Source organism: Aequorivita soesokkakensis (assembly GCF_001641085.1).
GTDB classification, from domain to species: domain Bacteria; phylum Bacteroidota; class Bacteroidia; order Flavobacteriales; family Flavobacteriaceae; genus Aequorivita; species Aequorivita soesokkakensis.
This window is the reverse complement of record NZ_LXIE01000050.1, coordinates 32,737-54,222: the sequence shown is the minus strand read 5'-3', so window position 1 is coordinate 54,222 and position 21,486 is coordinate 32,737. Positions and strand designations below refer to the sequence as shown.

Annotated in this window: 20 protein-coding genes and 1 tRNA gene; 2 read left to right on the top strand and 19 right to left on the bottom strand. The window is 39.0% G+C overall.

The features are described 5' to 3' along the window. The 4 genes from A7A78_RS13905 to radC are packed head-to-tail and all read right to left on the bottom strand — an operon-like array spanning position 1 to position 3,270. A complete protein-coding gene (locus A7A78_RS13905) occupies positions 1–546 on the bottom strand; it encodes a hypothetical protein (RefSeq protein WP_068763079.1) in 546 nt (181 codons plus the stop codon). A gap of 50 nt (positions 547–596) precedes the next feature. Beyond that, the gene (locus A7A78_RS13900; RefSeq protein WP_094746162.1) at positions 597–1,283 is read right to left on the bottom strand and encodes a YjjG family noncanonical pyrimidine nucleotidase; all 687 of its coding nucleotides are present in this window, start codon (positions 1,281–1,283) and stop codon (positions 597–599) included. Then, positions 1,273–2,568 carry a DUF7033 domain-containing protein gene (locus A7A78_RS13895; protein ID WP_068763077.1) on the bottom strand — a complete coding sequence of 432 codons (1,296 nt, stop codon included), beginning with the start codon at positions 2,566–2,568 and terminating at the stop codon, positions 1,273–1,275. The genes A7A78_RS13900 and A7A78_RS13895 overlap by 11 nt, the downstream gene beginning before the upstream one ends. A gap of 6 nt (positions 2,569–2,574) precedes the next feature. Then, positions 2,575–3,270 (bottom strand): RadC family protein, encoded by a 696-nt coding sequence (radC, locus tag A7A78_RS13890; protein WP_068763076.1) that lies wholly within the window; start codon positions 3,268–3,270, stop codon positions 2,575–2,577. A gap of 129 nt (positions 3,271–3,399) precedes the next feature. Between radC and A7A78_RS13885 the strand changes: the two genes are divergently transcribed. Continuing rightward, positions 3,400–3,843 (top strand): DUF1569 domain-containing protein, encoded by a 444-nt coding sequence (locus tag A7A78_RS13885; RefSeq protein ID WP_068763075.1) that lies wholly within the window; start codon positions 3,400–3,402, stop codon positions 3,841–3,843. A 280-nt stretch (positions 3,844–4,123) separates the two neighbouring features. Here the strand turns inward: A7A78_RS13885 and A7A78_RS13880 are convergent. The 15 genes from A7A78_RS13880 to mraZ all read right to left on the bottom strand — a co-directional run bounded on the left by A7A78_RS13880 (position 4,124) and on the right by mraZ (position 20,516). Further along, positions 4,124–4,197, bottom strand: a tRNA-Arg gene (locus A7A78_RS13880). 43 nt (positions 4,198–4,240) lie between these two features. Further along, complete coding sequence (locus A7A78_RS13875; RefSeq protein WP_068763074.1) at positions 4,241–4,690, bottom strand: GatB/YqeY domain-containing protein; 450 nt, start codon at positions 4,688–4,690, stop codon at positions 4,241–4,243. Between the two features lie 150 nt (positions 4,691–4,840). Further along, the gene (gene ftsZ / locus A7A78_RS13870) at positions 4,841–6,802 is read right to left on the bottom strand and encodes a cell division protein FtsZ (RefSeq protein ID WP_068763073.1); all 1,962 of its coding nucleotides are present in this window, start codon (positions 6,800–6,802) and stop codon (positions 4,841–4,843) included. A 72-nt stretch (positions 6,803–6,874) separates the two neighbouring features. Continuing rightward, positions 6,875–8,245 carry a cell division protein FtsA gene (ftsA, locus tag A7A78_RS13865; RefSeq protein WP_068763072.1) on the bottom strand — a complete coding sequence of 457 codons (1,371 nt, stop codon included), beginning with the start codon at positions 8,243–8,245 and terminating at the stop codon, positions 6,875–6,877. A 4-nt stretch (positions 8,246–8,249) separates the two neighbouring features. Next, the gene (locus A7A78_RS13860) at positions 8,250–8,966 is read right to left on the bottom strand and encodes a cell division protein FtsQ/DivIB (protein ID WP_068763071.1); all 717 of its coding nucleotides are present in this window, start codon (positions 8,964–8,966) and stop codon (positions 8,250–8,252) included. Then, entirely contained in the window at positions 8,956–10,311 is a 1,356-nt protein-coding gene (murC, locus tag A7A78_RS13855) for a UDP-N-acetylmuramate--L-alanine ligase (protein WP_094746159.1), read from the bottom strand. Before murC ends, A7A78_RS13860 begins: the two co-directional genes overlap by 11 nt. Positions 10,312–10,388: 77 nt before the next feature. Further along, positions 10,389–11,483, bottom strand: a complete 1,095-nt coding sequence (gene murG, locus A7A78_RS13850; RefSeq protein WP_068763069.1) for an undecaprenyldiphospho-muramoylpentapeptide beta-N-acetylglucosaminyltransferase — start codon at positions 11,481–11,483, stop codon at positions 10,389–10,391. Between the two features lie 36 nt (positions 11,484–11,519). Beyond that, complete coding sequence (locus A7A78_RS13845) at positions 11,520–12,710, bottom strand: FtsW/RodA/SpoVE family cell cycle protein (protein ID WP_068763068.1); 1,191 nt, start codon at positions 12,708–12,710, stop codon at positions 11,520–11,522. A gap of 31 nt (positions 12,711–12,741) precedes the next feature. Beyond that, entirely contained in the window at positions 12,742–14,079 is a 1,338-nt protein-coding gene (gene murD / locus A7A78_RS13840; RefSeq protein ID WP_068763067.1) for a UDP-N-acetylmuramoyl-L-alanine--D-glutamate ligase, read from the bottom strand. Between the two features lies 1 nt (position 14,080). After that, on the bottom strand, positions 14,081–15,313 hold the full coding sequence (gene mraY / locus A7A78_RS13835) for a phospho-N-acetylmuramoyl-pentapeptide-transferase (protein WP_068763066.1): 1,233 nt from the start codon (positions 15,311–15,313) through the stop codon (positions 14,081–14,083). A 3-nt stretch (positions 15,314–15,316) separates the two neighbouring features. Then, positions 15,317–16,780 (bottom strand): UDP-N-acetylmuramoyl-L-alanyl-D-glutamate--2,6-diaminopimelate ligase, encoded by a 1,464-nt coding sequence (locus tag A7A78_RS13830; RefSeq protein ID WP_068763065.1) that lies wholly within the window; start codon positions 16,778–16,780, stop codon positions 15,317–15,319. Then, positions 16,777–18,777 carry a penicillin-binding protein gene (locus tag A7A78_RS13825; protein ID WP_068763064.1) on the bottom strand — a complete coding sequence of 667 codons (2,001 nt, stop codon included), beginning with the start codon at positions 18,775–18,777 and terminating at the stop codon, positions 16,777–16,779. Before A7A78_RS13825 ends, A7A78_RS13830 begins: the two co-directional genes overlap by 4 nt. A 60-nt stretch (positions 18,778–18,837) precedes the next feature. Then, a complete protein-coding gene (locus A7A78_RS13820; RefSeq protein ID WP_068763063.1) occupies positions 18,838–19,158 on the bottom strand; it encodes an FtsL-like putative cell division protein in 321 nt (106 codons plus the stop codon). 1 nt (position 19,159) lies between these two features. Then, positions 19,160–20,056, bottom strand: a complete 897-nt coding sequence (gene rsmH, locus A7A78_RS13815; protein WP_068763062.1) for a 16S rRNA (cytosine(1402)-N(4))-methyltransferase RsmH — start codon at positions 20,054–20,056, stop codon at positions 19,160–19,162. After that, positions 20,043–20,516 (bottom strand): division/cell wall cluster transcriptional repressor MraZ, encoded by a 474-nt coding sequence (gene mraZ, locus A7A78_RS13810; protein ID WP_068763061.1) that lies wholly within the window; start codon positions 20,514–20,516, stop codon positions 20,043–20,045. Before mraZ ends, rsmH begins: the two co-directional genes overlap by 14 nt. 205 nt (positions 20,517–20,721) lie before the next feature. On the opposite strand from mraZ, the gene A7A78_RS13805 reads away from it, so the two are divergent. Further along, complete coding sequence (locus tag A7A78_RS13805) at positions 20,722–21,486, top strand: alpha/beta fold hydrolase (RefSeq protein WP_068763060.1); 765 nt, start codon at positions 20,722–20,724, stop codon at positions 21,484–21,486.

Here is a 21,486-nt window from a genome sequence, read left to right as displayed (position 1 = left end):
TTAATATTCCAAAAAGTAGGTAGTTTTGGATTTTAGATTCAATGTGCCCTCAAGGTTTTCATCGGAAGAAGGTATGGTTACTGAAACCACAACCTTATGTGCCTTCGTAAGTTGCAAAATGTCATCGCCTTCAATGTTTTCAATAAATTCAGATATAACGGGAGCATTTGGCGTACCTTGGCTTACTGAGGTTTGGGTTACATAGGTAGTGTCATTCACTTCACTTAAAAACTGAAAATCAACTTGGAAACTTCGGGGAATGCTGTTGGTAAAATTAAAATAGAATTCCGCTCTTTTTAGACTTTCCTGCAAAGTACCATCATCTAAAAATTTAATATCGGTCGTGTCGCGAACGGTAAGTATGGGGTTGGAATTTATAGAATCAAAAAACTGCTCCGCGCGAAGATTGAAGTATATCAAATCCAGTTCAACAACCGGGGTAAGTGCAATATCCTCGGCTTGATCAAAATCGGTATTCTTTATGCAACCCGTGAAAAATAGGCAAATGCATACCACAAAGATGGGCAGGAATAGGGTTTTATTCATAAGTGGGGATAGTTTACGAGTTATTAACGCTCTTTTCTGTAGTATTATTATTACAGATGGTTTTTAATTTCCGAAAGCTCATTAATTGCAAAAAAGTTTTCTGCAACAATTTCATTTCTGTAATTAAAAAATAGCGTATTCATACCTACATTTTTCGCTCCTATAATGTCTGCTTCCAAGCTATCACCAATCATAATGCTTTTCTGTGGCGCTACCGAAGCCTTCTTTAGGGCAATTTCAAATATAACAGGATGGGGCTTCTTTAACCCTACCTCTTCGGAAGTGGTAATTGTGGAAAAATATTTTTTTATACCGCTATTATGTAACTTAAGGTATTGTACTTCCTCAAAACCGTTGGTAATTATATGAAGATTATATTTTTTTGAAAGATATTCCAGAATTTCAATCGTATCCAAAAAAAGATGGTTGTCCACAGGAAGTTCTTCAATATAGGAAATGGCAAGCGCATCTATGGTTTCCAGGGGAAATTGTATTTTAAAAACATCAAAAGTATCCGTCAGTCTTCCTCTGCGAAGCTGTTCCTTGGAAACGGTCTCTTCCCTGAATCTTTTCCAATAAATCAAATTGATGGGTTCGTATTCTTTTAAAAAATCCGTCAGCGACAAATCAATTTTATGCTTTTGAAAAACGCGTGCAAATGCCAAAGCAGAATTTCGGTCAAAGTCCCAAAGGGTGTGGTCCAAGTCAAAAAAAACATCTGTAATATTATTGGGCATACTCATCTAATTTTTCGGAAAAAATACTTCGCCAAACTTTATTATTTTCAGTGGAAGTAAAATCCTTGTTTGAAAAGATAATTGTGAAGGTTCCGTTCACTTTAGCTACCGTAGCGATTAGATTATTTACGGTTTTCTCAATATCTGAAGCATATTTCTTTTGAAAAGCCAAGGTAGTCATCGCCGCAGGCTGAACAACCAAAGGCGTCTTGATTTCATAGTCCAAATCATAAAAAAGAAATGGCGTACAAGTTCCGGCCCTAAAACCAATAGTATCGCGGAAGACCATTGTGAAATCGCGCTTCACTTCCAATTCTATCAAATGGCGGTAAATATCCGGTAAGTTTACTAAAAACTCAGAGTTCATTGAACTTGAAAGGGAACGGTTTGTAATTTCCTCCATTCGGCGTTTTTCACTTTTAAGAATTTCATAGTCACTCAAGGCGTTAAACGAGAAAATGAGCCCCACTTCTTTGTAATCAGATACATATTTTATAAGCATTTTGAACTTCTGCCTATGTGTGTTCATACTCTCATCAAAAACCAAGGAATTGCCCAAAAGAAAGAAAACAGTAAAATTGAACTTACTTCTTGTTGCTTTGTTCACAACCCATTTAAATGTGTCCAAAGGATCGCGTTTGAAGCCCAAAATTACTTGCGTACGCGCTATAATATTGCGGAATTTCCCTTGAAAGAGATTATTTGCATAACCCACCACAGAACGGAAAATACCCTTTTGTTTGTAAGCATAAGGCTGGGCCGCCTCAATCACTGGGTGAACAGTGAGTTTCTTTTCGGGAAAAGTCATATCGGGGAAAGCTTCCTCCAGCTTGCCTTTAAAAATATAGGCCCAGATGTCCACAATGGGCTGCTGGAGAAATCCTTCCTTAAAAGCAAGACTTTCCGAAGCCATAAACCTACCCGTTTCATCTTTTACGTGCGGCAGATATTCCTCATAGCGCGAGATCATATAAAAGCTAGCGGAAAAAATATCAAAAGGCAAATGGCTGTTTGCCGAAACAGCAAAAAAACCAAAGGTGTCCCCCCATTTTTTTACCGTTATTTCAATGGCTTCAAAACCTTGCTGTTCCAAAAGACCATAACTCTGGAAAAAAAGTTCGTTGCCCATAGGTTTTTTCCCATAGGAAATTTTAGGGCCAGTATGGGCAATAAATTCCTCAATTCCTGAAGTGAAAACAACATCAATACCCAAAATACGCAAGCAAATATGCTTGAAAATATAGGAAATTCGAGGTGTGAGTTTTTGGGTATAAATTAAAAGCATAGCGGATTACAGCATATTTTCATCGGCAAAGCTAAAGTACGCTTTTTCGGTAATTATGAGGTGGTCCAGCACTTTTATGTCCAGACTTTCGCCTGCCGTTTTCAGTTTTTTGGTAAGTTGAATATCTGCTTGACTGGGCTTCAACGTTCCCGAGGGATGATTGTGCGCTAAAATAATTCCAACGGCACCTAACTGCAAAGCTTCCTTAAAAGCCAGCCGCACATCTACAACCGTTCCAGTAATTCCACCTTTACTTAGTTGGGCGCTTTTTATAATTTTGTTTGAGTTGTTTAAATAAAGTATCCAAAACTCCTCGTGCGGAAGTTCTCCAATTATGGGCTGCACATATTCAAAAACCGAGTTACTTGAAGTTATTTTTTTTCGTTCCAAAGCTTCGCCCGTTCTTCTTCTTCGCCCCAGTTCCATTGCAGCGGCGATGCTTATGGCCTTGGCCTCGCCTATACCTTTGAATTCCATTAATTCAGGAATGGAAAGCCTTCCCAATTCGCTTAAATTATTGCCCACTGAAGCCAAAATACGCTGACTTAATGAAACGGCGCTTTCGTTGCGGCTGCCAGAACCAATCAGAATTGCAATCAACTCGGCATCGCTAAGCGCGGTTCTACCTTTCAGCAGCAATTTTTCGCGCGGGCGATCGTCTTCGTTCCAGTTTTTTATGGAAAAAGAAGTAGTTTCTTCCATATTCTAAGCTTTTCATTAAAGATAATAACGAATGTTTAAACTACATAAAGATTTGAAAACAATCTTATTAAATAGAAGATTTCATATTTTATTGAATAAATTTATTCCTTCAAACACATATACATAAAGATGAAATCACTTTTTGATGCCGAAACGTATTCTGAAACGCGAAATAGATTGGATAAGCTTTCTGAAAACTCTGAAAGACAATGGGGCAAGATGACCGTTGGACAAATGATGCACCATTGCCAAGGTCCTTTTAACATTATGTTGGAAAAGGATGATTATGGTATGAAGCCAAATTTACTGGCCAAGTTATTTTTCAAAAAAATGCTTTATAACGATACCCCATTTCGAAAAAATTTGCCCACCGCTAAATTTTTAAAAGAATCTGAAGCTCGGGATTTTAACATTGAAAAGGGAAAACTTACCACTTTACTGGATGAATTTGAAAGCCAAAGAAAACGGGAAGAATGGAAGGCCCATCCAGGATTTGGTTATTTTACAAAACAACAATGGGGACAGATACAATACAAACATTTGGACCATCATTTAAAGCAGTTTGGGGTTTGAAACGAACAATCTGTGTTAAAAAAAAAGGAAGAAAAAAATTCTTGAGCAAGCTCAGAACTGAACCACAAATTCACGAATGGGATTCGCCGCGCGCATCCCTCAAAGCTCCGCTTTGAAAATGAAAAGGAAGAAAAAAATTCTTGAGTAAGCTCAGAACTGAACCACAAATTCACGAATGGGATTCGCCGCGCGCATCCCTCAAAGCTCCGCTTTGAAAATGAAAAGGAAGAAAAAATTCTTGAGCAAGCTCAGAACTTTTTTCTTCCTTTTCATTTATTCGTGACCGCGGAGGGATTCAAACCCCCAACCCTCAGAGCCGAAATCTGATGCGCTATTCAGTTGCGCCACGCGGCCTTATTCAGTATTTATAAATAATCAATAACTTATTAATTAATAATCAAGAAAGTCTCGCCTTCACCACGGTTGAAATGGTTTTGCCATCAGCTTTTCCTGCAAGCTTAGCACTTGCCAAACCCATAACCTTTCCCATATCTGCCATAGATGAGGCACCAGTTTCAGCAATAATTTGATCTACAATTTTGCTTACTTCTTCTTCACTTAATTGCTGCGGTAAAAACTGCTCAATCACTTTTGCCTGAATCAGTTCAGGTTCAGCGAGATCTGGACGGTTTTGGGCTGTATAAATTGCAGCACTATCCTTTCGTTGTTTAACTTGTTTCTGAAGTAATTTCAGTTCTTCATCTTCAGTTAAATCTGCTTTAGAACCTGTCTCCGTCTGCGCTAAAAGCAAGGCTGACTTTACGGCGCGCAAGGCTTCCAAAGACTGGGTGTCTTTTGCTTTCATTGCAGTCTTCATCGCCTCCATTACCTTTTCCTGTAAGCTCATTTCTTTGTTTTTTATAGAGTGCGAAGATACTTAATAATGCGGAAACCCGAAACAGTAAAATTTAGATTATTCGCAATGAATTGGCATTAAAAAGAAAAGCCCGAAATCAATACTGAAATTCGGGCCCTGCTTTAAGTGAAAAAATTTCACTTAATCTACATTATCATGTAGAAATGAATTGTTTTTCCGCAACTCAATCTCATCATCTTCTGTATTTACAGAAGTTCTGGAGATATTCGGTTCGTTTTTGGTTTCATTCAAATCAATGCCCATACGCTTGTATGCGGGTTGTTTTTCAATCTCATCAATTCGCGAAGGACTGTTTTTGAATTTATAGTTGAATTCTTTCATCTTTCTTTTGCGCTCTTCGGTGCGATCGCTCAAGATTTTTGAGATTGGTGAATTCAATGGATCTTCTTCTTGGGTTTCCGTTTCATTGGTATTGGGCTCAACAACAGTTCTTTTTTCAAAGACTATTTCTTCGTCTTCCACTTCTTCAGCAACCAATTTTGAAGGCTTAGCGCTGTTTAATTGATTTTCCACCTCTTGGTAATCGTCCAAGCTATAACGCTTTATTCCATCGCCCGAAACTTCTGTAATAGGAATAATCTCTACGTGATCCTGCACTTCAATTTCTTCCAAATTAAAGAAAACTGTTTCTTCCTTCTCTTCGCTTTGTAAAGGTTTTTTTGCGGAATTTATAGGAAGGTCAAACATTAATATTTGCTCATCAGAATCATTTTCAGAAGCTTGCACCTCTTCTTCAACTTGCTTCTTTGGCGCTTCAAGAATCACAAACTCATTGACGTTTATTCTATTAATTTCCACTTGGTTGAATTCCTCAATGTTTTCAACTTCAACCTCTTCATAAGAAACATGTAGGTTTTTAAGCAATTCGGAAGTTTTAATATACCCCTTAAACGGCAATTTTTCTTCAACTTCAGTTTCGTCAAACAATGTATGTTTCACAACGGGAATTTCGGCCTTTTGAGTTGCATTCAAAGGCTTTTCAGGCAATCTTACAGGTGAAGCGGTTGCTTTCGGAGTAAGGTTTTGCTCAGCCCTTTGCTCATCTTCCAAGGTGTGGATTATTTTTTTTGTTTCGGTATTTACTATTTCGTTTTGTTGTTCCACATTGAAACCGGTCGCAATTACAGTAATAGAGATTGAACCTTCAAGGCTTTCCTCTTCGCCAACCCCCATAATGATGTTTGCGCTGTGGCCAGCTTCATCTTGAATGTGATCACTGATTTCTCCAATTTCATCAATGGTAATTTCATCAGTTCCAGAAACGATAAGCAGCAACACGTTTTTGGCACCTTTTATTTTGTTATCGTTCAGCAATGGGGAATCCAAAGCTTTACCAATAGCCTCTTTGGCTCTATTGGCACCCGAAGCGGTAGAACTTCCCATAATAGCGGTTCCGCTATTAGCCAATACTGTTTTAGCATCGCGAAGGTCAATGTTTTGGGTGTAGTGATGTGTGATTACTTCGGCTATACCACGAGCAGCAGTGGCCAAAACTTCATCAGCTTTTGAAAAACCTGCTTTAAAACCAAGATTTCCGTAAACTTCACGTAATTTATTATTATTGATAACCACTAACGAATCCACATTTTGACGCAGTTTTTCAACCCCAATATGGGCCTGATCGTTTCGGGTTTTACCTTCAAATTGAAATGGAATGGTAACGATTCCCACGGTAAGAATGTCCATATCCTTGGCCATTTTTGCAATAATTGGCGCTGCGCCAGTGCCCGTACCTCCGCCCATTCCGGCGGTAATGAAAATCATTTTGGTATTGGTGGTGAGCATACTGCGAATTTCTTCCATGCTTTCCACGGCAGATTGTTCGCCAACCTTAGGATTTGCACCAGCTCCCAAACCTTCTGTGAGTGAAACCCCCAGTTGGATTTTGATTGGCACCGGACTGTTTTCCAATGCTTGTGAATCTGTATTACAAATTACAAAGTCAACTCCCTTTATGCCCTGGCTGAACATATGGTTAATGGCGTTACTCCCTCCACCACCAACTCCAATTACCTTAATCACGTTGGATTGGTTCTTTGGCAGGTCGAAGGAAATGTTGTCAAATTCTGTTTTGCTGCTCATATTTTATATTTTTTATTGCAATTTTTTATTTTTAATTTTTACTGCGTACTGTTACTGCATACTGAACACTTTTTACTCGGCGTTATCCAAAAACTCTTTGAATTTTTCAGCCCATTTATCAAAAAACTTTTTTGAAGTCTTTGATTCTTTTTCTTTGCTTTTTTTGTCTTTCTTTTCTGTTTCCGTTTCTAGCTCAGTTTCTGCTTGCGTTGTATCCGATGCAGCTTCTTCAGTTTGAGCAGTATCTTCGTGCGAAAAACGTTTCATCAAAGAAGATTTTTCTTTGCTTTCCAAACTATTCAGCACCAAACCTACTGCGGTTGCGTACATTGGGCTGGTAGTTTCAGCATCGCTATCGCCTGCCAAATGCTCGTTTGGATAACCAATACGGGTGTCCATTCCAGTAATGTATTCAACCAATTGTTTTATATGCTGAAGCTGGGCTCCACCCCCTGTAAGTACTATTCCCGCAATAAGTTTCTTTTTTTGGTCTTCGTGTCCGTAATTTTTGATTTCCATATACACCTGCTCGATAATTTCGATAACACGTGCATGGATTATTTTTGAAAGGTTTTTTAAGCTGATTTCCTTCGGTTCCCTTCCGCGCAGACCGGGAATTGAAACAATTTCATTGTCTTTATTTTCCCCAGGCCAAGCAGAGCCAAATTTTATTTTCAGCAATTCTGCCTGCTTTTCAATTATTGAGCAACCTTCTTTTATGTCTTCCGTAATAACATTTCCACCGAAAGGAATTACTGCCGTATGACGTATGATTCCATCTTTAAAAATTGCCAAATCCGTCGTTCCACCTCCTATGTCAATCAAGGCAACACCAGCCTCTTTCTCTTCTTGGCTCAAAACAGCCTTTGCCGAAGCCAATGGCTCCAAGGTTATTGCTGAAAGTTCCAAACCCGCACTTTTAATACATCTACCCACATTTCTGATAGAAGAAACCTGCCCCACAACAACGTGGAAATTAGCTTCCAAACGCGCACCGTACATTCCGATGGGTTCTTTTATTTCTGCCTGCCCATCAACCTTAAAATCCTGTGGCAATACGTGCAATATCTCTTCCCCGGGAAGCATCACCAACTTGTGAACTTGGTTGCAAAGCCTGTCAATATCGGCTTCACTAATAACATCCTCGCCATTCGGGCGGGTAATATAATCGCTGTGTTGAAGGCTGCGAATGTGCTGCCCCGCAATACCTACAACCACTTCTTTAATCTTCATTCCTGAAGAAGTTTCTGCATCCTGCACCGCCTGTTGAATAGATTGAATGGTTTGGGTAATATTGTTTACGACGCCACGGTGCACGCCAAGGCTTTTCGCTTTTCCAATTCCCAATACTTCCATTTTGCCGTAATCATTTTTTCTACCAATCATAGCAACAATTTTGGTAGTCCCAATATCCAATCCTACAGCAATATTTTCGTTTTCCATGGCCTTACTTTTTTGTGGCGATTACCTGATTGTCAAATTTCAGGTTTACCATATTGTACCCATACAGCGTACTGTCCTGTTTTGTTTTTTTATAAAACGCTTTAAAATTTTGAAACTTCTTTTCAATATTTTCCGGCTTCCCGAAAAGAACTTTAAAATTTATTTTTCGAAGCTCCAACTCGATGTCACCATCTGTTTTTCGGTTTAAACCTACTACGCTGCTTCTCATAAATTCATCTTTCTCAATTTTAAGCAACAATGGGGTAACTTCGGTGAAATTATTCTTTGAAGTTCCCGTAATTATGGGTACCCTCGCTGAATAAACATTGGACAACGGCATCTTTTTTCCGTCTGCATCCAAGTAATAATCCGGCGAAGCAGACACCCTACCTATAGGTTTGCGCTGTTCAATTTTTGCCCCCAAAGTACCGTCAACCGATACATAGACCTGAGCATCACGAACCATAGGGTTTTCACGCAGTCTTTGCTCCATCTTCTTCAAAACTAAAGTTTCTTTATCTATGCTCGTAACCTTCCCATGATTTTGTATCAACAATTTATTAACTGAATTGTAGGTGATGAATGGGCTGTTTTCATCCACAAATTCCACATCCAGTTTCGTGAGTTTTCGGGCATCATTTCGCTTTTTGGTGAAGCTGAAAAGAAGCGCCATTAATCCAAGCAGAAAAATAAATTTTATGATTTCTAAACTACGCTTCATCTTTCAATTTTTGGGTTAGTTTATTTACCTCGGCACCAATGTCTCCAGCGCCTACAAGCAATTTTATTCTACATTTCGATTTCAATAAAACTTCTGGCAAAGCAGATTTAAAAACCAATCTTTTCTTTTCTGAAACAACTTGATTTAAAAGCCATTCTGAAGTAATTCCTTCAATAGGTTCCTCCCGTGCGGGATAAATATCAAGCAACACAACTTCATCAAATTGGGAAAGGCTTTTTGCAAAACCTACTGCAAAATCACGTGTTCTGCTAAAAAGATGCGGCTGAAAAACAATCTGTTTGTGATCGTTCGGATACATTTCATCCACTGCTTGAAATAAAGCATCAATTTCTGTGGGATGATGTGCGTAATCGTCTATCAAAACCAAATTTTCAGATTTAATTTTATACGAAAAACGACGCTTCACGCCTTTAAAAGTTGCCAATGCTTTGGGCAGGCAATCGGTTGGGGAGCCTGCTAAAATTGCCATGCCCAAAGCCATGATGGCATTTGTAAGATTATGGTGCCCGGGAAGATGGAAAGTTAAATTTTCCAAAGTTCCATTCGGAGTCTTTAAATCGAAAAGATAGGCACCGCCCTTTATTTTTACGTTTTGCGCTTCGTAATCGGCGGTTTCTTCTACCGCAACAGTCATTCCGTCAAGAGGAAGGTTCTTTTTGATGAAAACATTTTCCTCTTTTTCAACCAATTTCGCAAATGTTCTAAAGGCGGTTTCTATTTCAGCGGCATCGCCATAAATATCCAAATGGTCCGCGTCCATTGATGTAACGCAAGCAATATCTGGACGGAGTTGGAGAAACGAACGATCAAATTCATCGGCTTCAACAACTGTTATTTCACTGCCTTTATAGATAAAATTTGAATTATAATTCTCTGCAATTCCACCCAAAAATGCTGTTACGGGCATATTGCATTCTGCCAATAAATGCCCCAAAATTGCTGAAGTTGTTGTCTTGCCGTGCGTTCCGGCAACGGCAAGGCAAAGGGTGTTTTTTGAAACTTCACCCAAAAGCTCGGCGCGTTTCACGATATAAAATTCTTCGGAAAAGAAATAATTTAAAATCTTGTTATGCTTCGGAATTGCGGGGGTATAAACCACCAAAACGTTTTCTTTTGAAATGACTTCTTTTTGAAGTTCAGAAATTTCATCAATGAAAGTCACCGAAATTCCTTCGGCAACCAATTCCTCCGTCAAATCTGTTGAAGTTTTGTCATACCCAAAAACCGCTTTCCCCTGCATTTTAAAATAACGCGCAAGCGCACTCATCCCAATGCCGCCGATGCCGACGAAGTAGAAAGTTTGTATGTCTTTTAGGTTATTCAATGTTTCAGGTTTAATTTAGTCGATGAGTCGATAAGTTTAGGAGTTGAGTCTTCTTCTCAACTCATCGACTTCTCAACTCATCGACTTTTTTCTAATAATTTCTCAATCTCCTCCACAATTTCTTTTGTGGCATTTGGTTTCGCCAGTTTTTTTATGCTTTCCGAAAGGGTTTTTTGTTTTTCTTCGGAAGTAATCAATTCTGAAAATTCACTTTCAAAGCTGGAATCCAAATCGTTTTCTTTAATCAGCAACGCAGCATTTTTTTCAGAAATTGCTTTTGCATTTTTTGTTTGGTGATCTTCGGCAACATTTGGTGATGGAATGAAAACAACAGGCTTTCCAACCAAACACAATTCAGAAACAGAAAGTGCTCCCGCTCTTGAAATAATGAAATCTGCCGCAGCATACGCCAAATCCATTCGGTTTAAAAAAGCGTGGACTTGCACTGTTTCGCTTCCTTTGTTTTTATAGGTTTCTTCGTAATATTTTCCGCATTGCCAGATTAGTTGTAAATCGTTCTTTTCAAAAAATGGCAATGATTTCTCAATTAATTGGTTGATGCGTCTTGCGCCCAAGCTTCCGCCCAAAACCAACAATGTTTTCTTTTCATTTTTTAAATTGAAGAAAGAAATAGCTTCTTCTTTTTTGGAAGAAATATCCAGCAAATCCTGCCGAACTGGATTTCCCGTAAGTATTATTTTTTCCGATGGGAAGAATTTCTCCATCCCTTCATAAGCCACACATATTTTTTGAACTTTCCCACTCAGCCATTTGTTTGTGATTCCGGCATGACTGTTCTGTTCTTGGATTAAGCAGGGAATATTACGCAATGCAGCCATTCGCAATAACGGAGCGCTTGCATAACCTCCCGTTCCTATTGCAATATCTGGTTTAAAATTTTTCAGGATTTTTTGGGATTTTCGCAAACTGGAAACGAGTTTTAAGGGAAAAGCTAAATTTTGAAGTGATAAACTTCGTTGCAGACCAGAAATCCAAAGACCTTTTATTTTATAGCCCGCTTGCGGCACTTTCTCCATTTCCATTCTATCTTCAGCGCCCACGAACAAAAATTCAGCATAGGGGAAACGGATTTTTAACTCGTTCGCAATGGCAACCGCCGGGTAAATATGACCTCCGGTGCCGCCGCCGCTTATGATGAATTTGTGTTTCAAAAGATTTCTATTTATTCAATTTTGTATTTCGTATTTCTAAATCGCTTCGCTTAAAATATCCAATGGGTTTTCTTCCTTTTCTTCTTTTGCAACTATTTCTCTTTTTGCGCTTACGCTCAAAACCATTCCCAAGGCCAAACAGGTCATCCAAATTGAAGTTCCTCCACTACTTATTAATGGTAGGTTTTGACCCGTTACAGGAAACAATTCCACGGCAACAGCCATATTTATCATCGCTCTAAAAATAATTGGCAAGCCCACGCCAATGACGAGCAGTTTTCCAAAAACGGAAGTTGATTTATGTGCAACTATTACAATTCGGAATAATAGAAATAAATACAGCACCATTAAAAACAGACCACCAAAAAGACCAAATTCTTCTACAATTATTGCATAAATAAAATCTGACGACGACTGCGGCAAAAAGTTTTTTTGGACACTTTTGCCCGGTCCAAGACCTGTTACACCACCCGAGGCAATTGCTATTTTCGCTTTTTCTATTTGATAGTCTGCTTCAGTATCTTTATCATCACTGAAATTTTCAACCCTACTTATCCAAGTATCTACACGGTTCGGGAAAACTCCCGGAAACGCTTTTGCTGAAATCACAAAAAGGGTGAGAAAAATTAGGCCTGCGCCTAAAATAATTCCTAAATATCGCAATGGATACCCGCCGATAAACACCAATAATACGATCATTAAAAAGAAGATTGCCGTGGTAGAAAAATTTGCCGGAAGTATTAAAGCAAGTACAATAAATACCGGAACCCAAAGCGGCAACAATGTTTCTTTAAAAGTAACCGCTTTATCTTTTATTCGCGATAAATAACGCGCTACATAAGTCATCAAAACCACTCCAGCCAAAGTTGAAGTTTGGAATGTAACCCCAACAAAAGGCACACGAATCCACCTGCTCGCGTTGGCGCCTTCAATAGTGGTTCCTTCGGCCATTGTAATTATCAAAAGCAATACAACTACCGGAATAGCAATAATTGAAAGTCCACGAAAGTAGTTATACGGAATTTTGTGAACGCCATACAAAATGGCAAACCCCAATACTAAATGGGCGAAATGTTTAAATAGATAAGGCAGTGTACTTCCATCGCCATACAAATACGCAAGATTACTACTCGCGCTGTAAACCGGCAAAAAGGAAAACAACGCCAAAAGCCCCACTACTCCCCAAATTGCTCTATCGCCTTGTATGTATTGAAAAATGTTTTTCACTTTTCCGTTTATTGTTTATTGTTTATTGAAATTATAAATTTCTAACCGCTTCTTTAAATTGTCTTCCGCGGTCTTCGTAGTTTTCAAATAAATCGAAACTTGCGCAGGCGGGAGAAAGGAGAACAGTGTTGTTTCGTTCGGCCAATTTATAAGCAACCTGCACCGCCATCTTCATAGAATCTGTTTCAACAATAGTATCCACAACGTTTCCAAAAGCACTAATAATTTTTTCATTATCAACTCCTAAACAGATTATTGCCTTTACTTTTTCGTTTACCAATGGAAGCAATTCAGTGTAATCATTGCCCTTGTCAACGCCGCCCAAAATCCAAACGGTTGGATTTTCCATGCTGTCCAACGCAAAAAATGTTGCGTTCACATTGGTGGCCTTGGAATCATTGATGTACATCACATTGTTAATTTTCAATACTTTTTCAAGTCGATGTTCCACACCTTGAAAACCTTCCAGGCTTTCACGAATAGTCTGTTTCCGTATTCTCAATAATGTGGCTACCGTTGAAGCGGCCATAGCATTCTTTACATTGTGTTCCCCTTGGATTCCGATTGTTGCGATTGGCATATTGAATTCTTTATTATTTATTTTTATTATTATTTCTTTATTTCTTTTGAACGCCCCCTGATTCAATTCTTTTTTTGTTGAAAATGGCAGCGGCTGCGATTTGATTGGGTTTTGCGAAAGCCATTTTATTATTTCAACATCATCTGCGTCATAGATGAAATAATCTTGCGACGTTTGGTTCATCGTTATCCTGAATTTTGAAGCGATATAGTTTTCATATTTATAATCATATCTATCCAAATGATCCGGACTCAAATTGGTCAAAACTGCGATGTGTGGCGCAAAGGTTTCAATTCCGTCAAGCTGAAAACTACTTAGCTCAAGTACAAAATTTTCATACTTTTCCTCGGAAACCTGTTCTGCGAAACTCTTCCCGATATTTCCGCCCAAAGCCACATTCAATCCGCCATTTTTTAGCAATTCATAGGTCAAGCTTGCCGTTGTGGTTTTTCCGTTGCTTCCAGTGATTCCTACGATTGTTGCTTTCGTGAATTTTGCAGCGAACTCAATTTCAGAAATAACCTTCACTCCTTTTTCGTGCAACTTTTTGATGATTGGTGCCTTATCGGGAATTCCCGGGCTTTTCATCACTATTGTTGCGGAAAGGATTTTCTCTTCGGAATGACCTTCCTCTTCCCATTCAATCCCATTATTTATAAGAACTTCTTTGTACTTATCCTTTATTTTTCCGAAGTCTGAAACGAATACTTCAAACCCCTTCTTTAATCCTAAAATGGCTGTTCCTACTCCACTTTCTCCACCTCCTAAAATCACCAGCCGTTGTTTCACTTTATCTAATTTTTAGTGTAACAATTGTAATTATTGCCAAAAAAATTCCCACAATCCAAAATCGTGTTACAATTTTACTTTCGTGAAAACCTTTAATTTGATAGTGATGATGTAATGGCGACATTCTGAAAATGCGCCTTCCTTCACCAAATTTCTTTTTTGTGTATTTGAACCAACTTACTTGCAAAACCACTGAAAGATTTTCCATCAGAAATATTCCGCAGAGAATCGGTATCAACAATTCTTTTCGAACGGCAATTGCTATTACTGCTATAATTCCGCCAATGGTCAAACTGCCTGTATCGCCCATAAATACTTGTGCAGGGTAGGTATTGTACCATAAAAACCCGATAAGCGCTCCAACAAATGCGGTGATGAAAATGGTCATTTCACCCGTGTTCGGGATGTACATAATATTGAGATAGTCAGAAAGAATTACGTTACCCGAAACCCAAGCAAAAAGTGCGAGCGTAACTCCAATAATTGCCGATGTTCCTGCCGCAAGCCCATCTATTCCATCGGTGAGATTGGCCCCGTTTGAAACTGCGGTGATGATAAAAATTACGATCGGAATGAAAATTAGCCATACATAGCTTTTGTAATTATCACCAGCCCAACTGATCAATTCGGAATAGTTAAACTCGTTTTCTTTTACAAAAGGAATGGTTGTGAGCATTGCTTTGTCCTTCACGTAAAATTCATTGGTTGGCCCTTTCGCAATAATTTCAGTTTCGGTTCCTGGATCGGCAATATTTCGCTGCACGATGATATCTGGGTGAAAATACATTGTTGCGCCAACAAACAATCCTAAGCCAACCTGCCCTATTATTTTAAATTTTCCGGGTAAACCTTGTTTGTCATTTTTAAATTTCTTTATATAATCGTCTATAAATCCAATAATTCCCATCCACAGTGTGGTTACAATCAGAAGTATTACATATATATTTTCAAGCTTTGCGAATAGTAAAACCGGAACCAACGTAGCGAGAATTATAATGATTCCGCCCATTGTTGGCGTTCCCGCTTTTTCGTTTTGTCCTTCCAAACCAAGGTCGCGGATAGATTCACCAACTTGTTTTTTTCTTAAATAATTGATTATTTTTTTTCCGTAAACCGAAGCAATAAAAAGCGAAAGAATAACCGCCAAAATAGCCCGAAACGTAATGAAATTGAATAATCCCGCACCTGGCAAGTCGTATGTTTTATCTAAATATTCAAAAAGATAATAAAGCATTGGCTATTTGTTTAGGGCTATTAAAATTTCGTTTACTATTTTAAAATCATCAAAATTGAAGCGCTCTCCGTTTATTTCCTGATAGGTTTCGTGGCCTTTTCCGGCAATCAAAATGATGTCATTTTCCTGCGCCATTTGGCAGGCGGCTTTTATGGCTTCCTTTCTATTTGTTATGGAAATTGTTTTTTTATAATGTTCCGCAGGCACGCCTGTTTCTATTTGTTCTATAATTTTTTCTGGATTTTCAGTCCGCGGATTGTCACTTGTAAAAACCACTTTTGTGCTCAATGAAGCTGCGATGTTCCCCATCACAGGGCGTTTTTGCGCATCGCGATCGCCGCCGCAGCCAACTACAGTAATCACTTCTTCATTTCCGGTGCGGATGCTATTTATGGTTTCCAAAACATTTTTCAATGCATCGGGCGTGTGTGCATAATCTACAATGGCGGTAATTTTCTTTTCTGAAATTAAATATTGGAAACGTCCATCAACACTATTCAAAGTGCTCATTATTTGAAGGATTTCCAGTTCCTTCAAGCCTAAAAGTTGTGCAGTTCCGAAAATTGCAAGTAGATTATAAGCATTAAAACCGCCAATCAATTTAACCCACAATTCCTGATTGTTTATTTTAAGAAGTTGGCCAGTAAATTGACTTTCCAAAATCTGCGCTTTATAGTCAGCATAGGTTTTTAGGGCGTAGGTGTATTTTTTTGCTTTTGTGTTTTGAAGCATTACCACACCATTTTTATCATCCACATTTACCAATGCAAAAGCGGTTTTTGGCAATTCATCAAAAAAAGATTTTTTTACATCTCGGTATTCCGCAAAATCCTTGTGATAATCTAAATGATCGTGGGAAAGATTCGTAAAAACGCCCCCCGTAAAATGAAGCGCTTCTGTACGTTTTTGATGGATTCCGTGGGAACTCACTTCCATAAAGCAATATTCCACACCTGCATCCACCATTTCGCGCAGGTATTTATTTATGGTTAAAGAATCCGGCGTTGTGTGTGTAGCCTTAAATTCAGCATCGCCGATCATTATTTTTACGGTGGAAAGCAGTCCAGCCTCCAACCCCGCTTTTTTGAAAAGTTGGTATAAAAGAGAGGAAACCGTTGTTTTCCCGTTGGTTCCCGTTATACCCACAAGCTTTAATTCTTCTGAAGGATTTCCGTAATAATTGGCGGCCATAATAGCCAAAGCTTTGTGTGAATCTGCAACCTGAACATACGTAATTCCGTTGACTATATTTTCCGGTAAGGTCTCGCAAATAATGGCCAAAGCGCCTTGATCGGCTGCCTTTTTTATGAACTGATGTCCGTCTGAAACGGTTCCTTTTATTGCAATAAAAACATCGTTCAATGAAACTTTTCGCGAATCAAATTCAAGATTGTTTATGGCCACGGATGTACTGCCAACGACGCTTTCGATGGTAACTTTGTACAATATGTCCTTTAACAAAATCACGATAAGTTCAATGTTATTAATTGTCCTTTTTTCAGGTTTTCGCCAGATTTTATGGATTGGCTTGAAACAGTTCCATTGCCCACAACTTGCACTCGCAGCCCAAGGTTTTCCAAAAGTGAAACAGCGTCCATTCCCGCCATTCCGGTAACATTTGGAACGGTTTTGGCGGGTTGTTGCAACTTTGCATAGTACTGTTCAAAATCTTTTTCAATTGCTGGATCGGTCTTTTCTACGCCTTCCACAGAATCAATAATTTGGGAATCGGTAAAGATTTTCTGGGCGATTCTTTTAAAAACTGGACCCGAAACATCGGCTCCGTAAAATCCTTTTTTTGTACTCGGTTTGTGAATAATCACGATGCAGGAATACTTCGGGTTTTCCGCAGGAAAAAATCCTGCGAATGATGAAATGTAGCGGCGATTGCTCTTCCAATCCGGCATCCAATATTCGGTTTGGGCAGTTCCCGTTTTTCCTGCCATCGAAAAATCTGGCGAATAAAGTGATTTACCAGTACCTCTTTTCACAGTATTTTTTAGTATTTCCCGAACCTGCTTCAACGTTTCATCAGAACATATTTTAGGATTTATAATCTTGGTATCATAGGCAGTAACTTTTTCATTCCAAGCCCTAACTTCTTTTATAAATCGGGGTTTTACCATTACGCCATGATTTGCGATTGCGTTATAAAAAGTTAGCGTTTGCAAAGGCGTCAGTCTCAGATTATAGCCATAAGCCATAGAAGGGAGTGCATTTCGGCTCCATTTTTTGTCACCCGGTTGTGGAATCATTGGGGTTCCCTCGCCTTTTATGGCAACTCCAGTTTTTTCATTTAAATGCCAACTTTTCAAGCGATCGATAAACTTGTTCGGGTTTTTTGAATAATTATCGTTTATAATCGTAGCCAAACCAATGTTTGAGGAAACTTCCAAAGCACGAGCTGCAGAAATTTTTCCGAAGCCTCCACGGTGCGAATCATATATTTTTCTTCCGTAAAAAACTTTCACGCCATTACCAGTATCTATTACCGAACTGGTATCGATAACCTTATCTTCCAAAGCGGCCATAAAAGCCATCACTTTAAAAGTAGAACCAGGCTCGTGTGATTCGCCAATGGCGTAGTTCAATTTTTCGTAATATGTTCCGTCAGAAGTTCGACCAAGATTTGAAACGGCTTTAATTTCACCCGTGGCAACTTCCATTACAATTACGCTCCCGTGTTCTGCTTCGTAGTATTCCAGCTGTTTTAACAGCGCATGGTGGGCAATATCCTGTATGTTTACATTTATGGTTGAAACAATATCATACCCATCCTGTGGTTCAATTTCGTTTTCGTCATAAACTGGCTTCCATTGGCCTTGGGCAATTTTTTGTTTTAGGCGATGGCCTTCTTTCCCAGTCAACAAATCATTGAAGGCGCCTTCTAAACCTACTGCGTAATAGCCGGGACGGTCAAAAGCCTCATCGCCAACAGTTCGTTGTGCAATCTGCCCAATGGGATGCTCGCGAACGGTGCGCTGTTCAACAATAATTCCGCCTTTGTACGGACCTTTGTTAAAAAGCGGTAAATTCTTCACTTTAATATAATTTGAATAACCTAGATTTTTAACCACCAATTGGTAGCGGTTTTTATCGGCGCGAGCTTTTCTGAACATATCCAGATAATAAGCTACCGGCTTTCCGAACATTTTGCTCAATCCTTCGGAAAGTGGTTTTACGTTTTCATTGAAATCTTCGGAAGAAACCGTAACTGCATCAAAACGAATGTCATATTTCGGCACCGACGTTGCCAACAAACTGCCGTCATCTGCATAAACATTTCCACGATTTGCCGGAATTACAAAGTTTTTTGTAGTGTTTTCCTTTGCCAATTCACGGTATTTTTCACCATCCACAAACTGAATGTTCATCAACTTGATGCTGATGGCAAGCGCGAAAAGAAACATACATCCGGCCACGATGTACAAACGGTTTAATATGTTTTTTTCTTCAAAAGCCATTTTTCAGTTATCAGTTGTCTGTTGTCAGGTTTTTTTTCGCTCTTCGCTATTTTCTAAATTCTATTTTTTCGTTTCTACAATTCGGATTCTCTTTGGTGGCGTTCCGGAAGGCTGGAGGCCCCGATTTTCCATTGCGGCTATAATTTTACTTTCCATTCTTGCTTGCATCAACAGCATCCGAACGTCAACGTATTCGCTTTTCAATTCTTTAACTTCAGCGTTCAGTTTTGAAATTTTATGCACTTTTTTGTCTGCGGTGTGCGAGCTGCCAATCATTATCAAAGCCAAGACAGAAAGAAAAATGATGAAGCGCCAGTTTTTCAAGGCATCGTCACTCACCAAAAATTTTCCTTTTATTATATTGTAAAAACCGTCTTTCATTTTATAGTTTTTCCGCAATGCGAAGCTTTGCGCTTCGGGCGCGGTTGTTTTGTTTTATTTCTTCTTCGGAAGGGATTATAAATTTTTCCACTGCTTTAAAAGGAACTTCCACCCTTCCAAAAACATCTTTTTCTGGCTCCCCTTCAAACATTCCGTTTCTTATGTATCTCTTTACCAATCTGTCTTCCAAAGAATGATAGCTTATCAAACTGATACGTCCGCCAGGTTTCAGAACTTCGTTTGTTTGAAGCAAAAATTCCTTAAGCGCCTCCAATTCTTGGTTAACCTCAATCCTAATTGCTTGATAGATTTGGGCCAAGATTTTGTTTTCTTTATGTGCTGGCAGAAATCTACTGAGCACTTTTTTAAGTTGTTCGCTGGTCTTTATTTTTTCGGTTTCACGGGCTTCAACAATAACACGTGCCATTCCGGCTGCACTGCGCAATTCACCATAATTTGAAAGCACATTTCGCAATTGTGCTTCTTCATATTTATTGACCACCGTATATGCCGAAAAATTTGTGTCGCGATTCATCCGCATATCCAAATTGGCCTCAAAACGTGTTGAAAAGCCTCTTTCGGCAACGTCAAATTGATGCGAGGAAACGCCGAAATCACCTAAAATTCCATCTACAGTTTTATAGCCATGAAATCTCAAAAATTGCTTCAGAAATCGAAAGTTTTGATTGATTAATAAAAATCTTGGGTCGTCAAAAGCATTTTCCAAAGCATCTTTATCTTGGTCAAAAGCTATAAGTTTTCCGTTTGGACCCAATCGACTAAGAATTTCCCTGGAGTGGCCGCCGCCGCCGAAAGTAACATCCACATAAACCCCGTCTGGCTTTATGTTTAGCCCCTCTACAGTTTCATTTAGCAAAACCGGATTATGATACTCCATCACCATCATTGCTTTTGTTTCCCATTACTTCCTCAGCCAAGTCGGCAAAATCACTTGCCGCATCGTCTATGGCCTGTTCGTATTTATCTTTATCCCAGATTTCAACAATATTTATTGCGGAAGAAATAACCAATTCCTTATCAATTCCAGCGAAAGCCATTAAGTCTTTGGGAATGAGCAATCTGCCAGTTGAATCCAGTTCAACCGTTTTTACGCCGGCGGTAAATCTTCTTATGAAATCGTTGTTCTTTCTGCTGAAGCGGTTTAGTTCGCCCATTTTCAGCATCAGGGCGTCCCATTCTTTCATTGGATACATCTCCAAACAGGGCTGAAAAACGGCACGTTTAATAACAAAACCTTCTTGCGCTACGGATGCCAATTGCTTTTTTAAAGGCGCGGGCACCATGACCCGTCCCTTTACGTCTGCTTTACATTCGTATGTGCCTATTAGATTGAGCATTGTAGAAATTCCCGATTTGTAATTTGTAGTTTCAAATATATATAACTTTTACCACATTTTACCACATTCTACCACTTTGTTGATAAGTTTTACCACTTTGTAAATAACCCAGATTGAAAATTTGAAAAAACAAAGGCTTCTTTTAAATAGACCTTATGAAATAATTTTGTTTACTTTTGTCATTCTAAATTGCAGCAACCAACGCATGTCGGAAAACTTAAAGAAAGAAGGAAAATTTTCATATTTAGAAATAGGTGAAGGCACTCCAATAATCATCCTTCACGGGCTTATGGGCGGGTTGAGCAATTTTGACGGCGTTGCAGATTTCTTTCCGCCGAAAGGCTATAAAATTTTAATTCCCGAATTGCCCATTTACAAAATGACTTTGTTGCGCACGAATGTGAAAAATTTTGCAAAATACGTGGCGCAATTCATTGATCATTTGGGGTATGAAGAAGTTATTCTTTTAGGGAACTCGCTTGGCGGACACATCGGTTTGCTCTGTACGAAAATGTATCCTGAAAAAGTTAAGGCTTTAGTAATAACCGGAAGTTCTGGCCTTTATGAGAGCGCAATGGGCGAAAGCTACCCAAAACGAGGCGATTATGAATACATTAGGCAGAAAGCAGAAAATGTATTTTACGATCCTGCGGTTGCTACCAAAGAAATTGTGGACGATGTTTATGAAACCGTAAACGACCGAAATAAATTGATACGCACTCTTGCCATTGCCAAAAGTGCCATTAGACATAATATGGCGAAAGATTTACCAAAAATGCACACGCCAACGTGCATCATTTGGGGAAAAAACGACAATGTTACACCGCCCGAAGTTGCTATAGAATTTGATGAACTCCTGCCTGATTCTGAACTTTATTGGATTGATAAATGTGGCCATGCCGCAATGATGGAGCATCCTGCAGAATTTAACCAATTGCTTTATGCTTGGCTGGAAAAGCGTGGGTTTTAA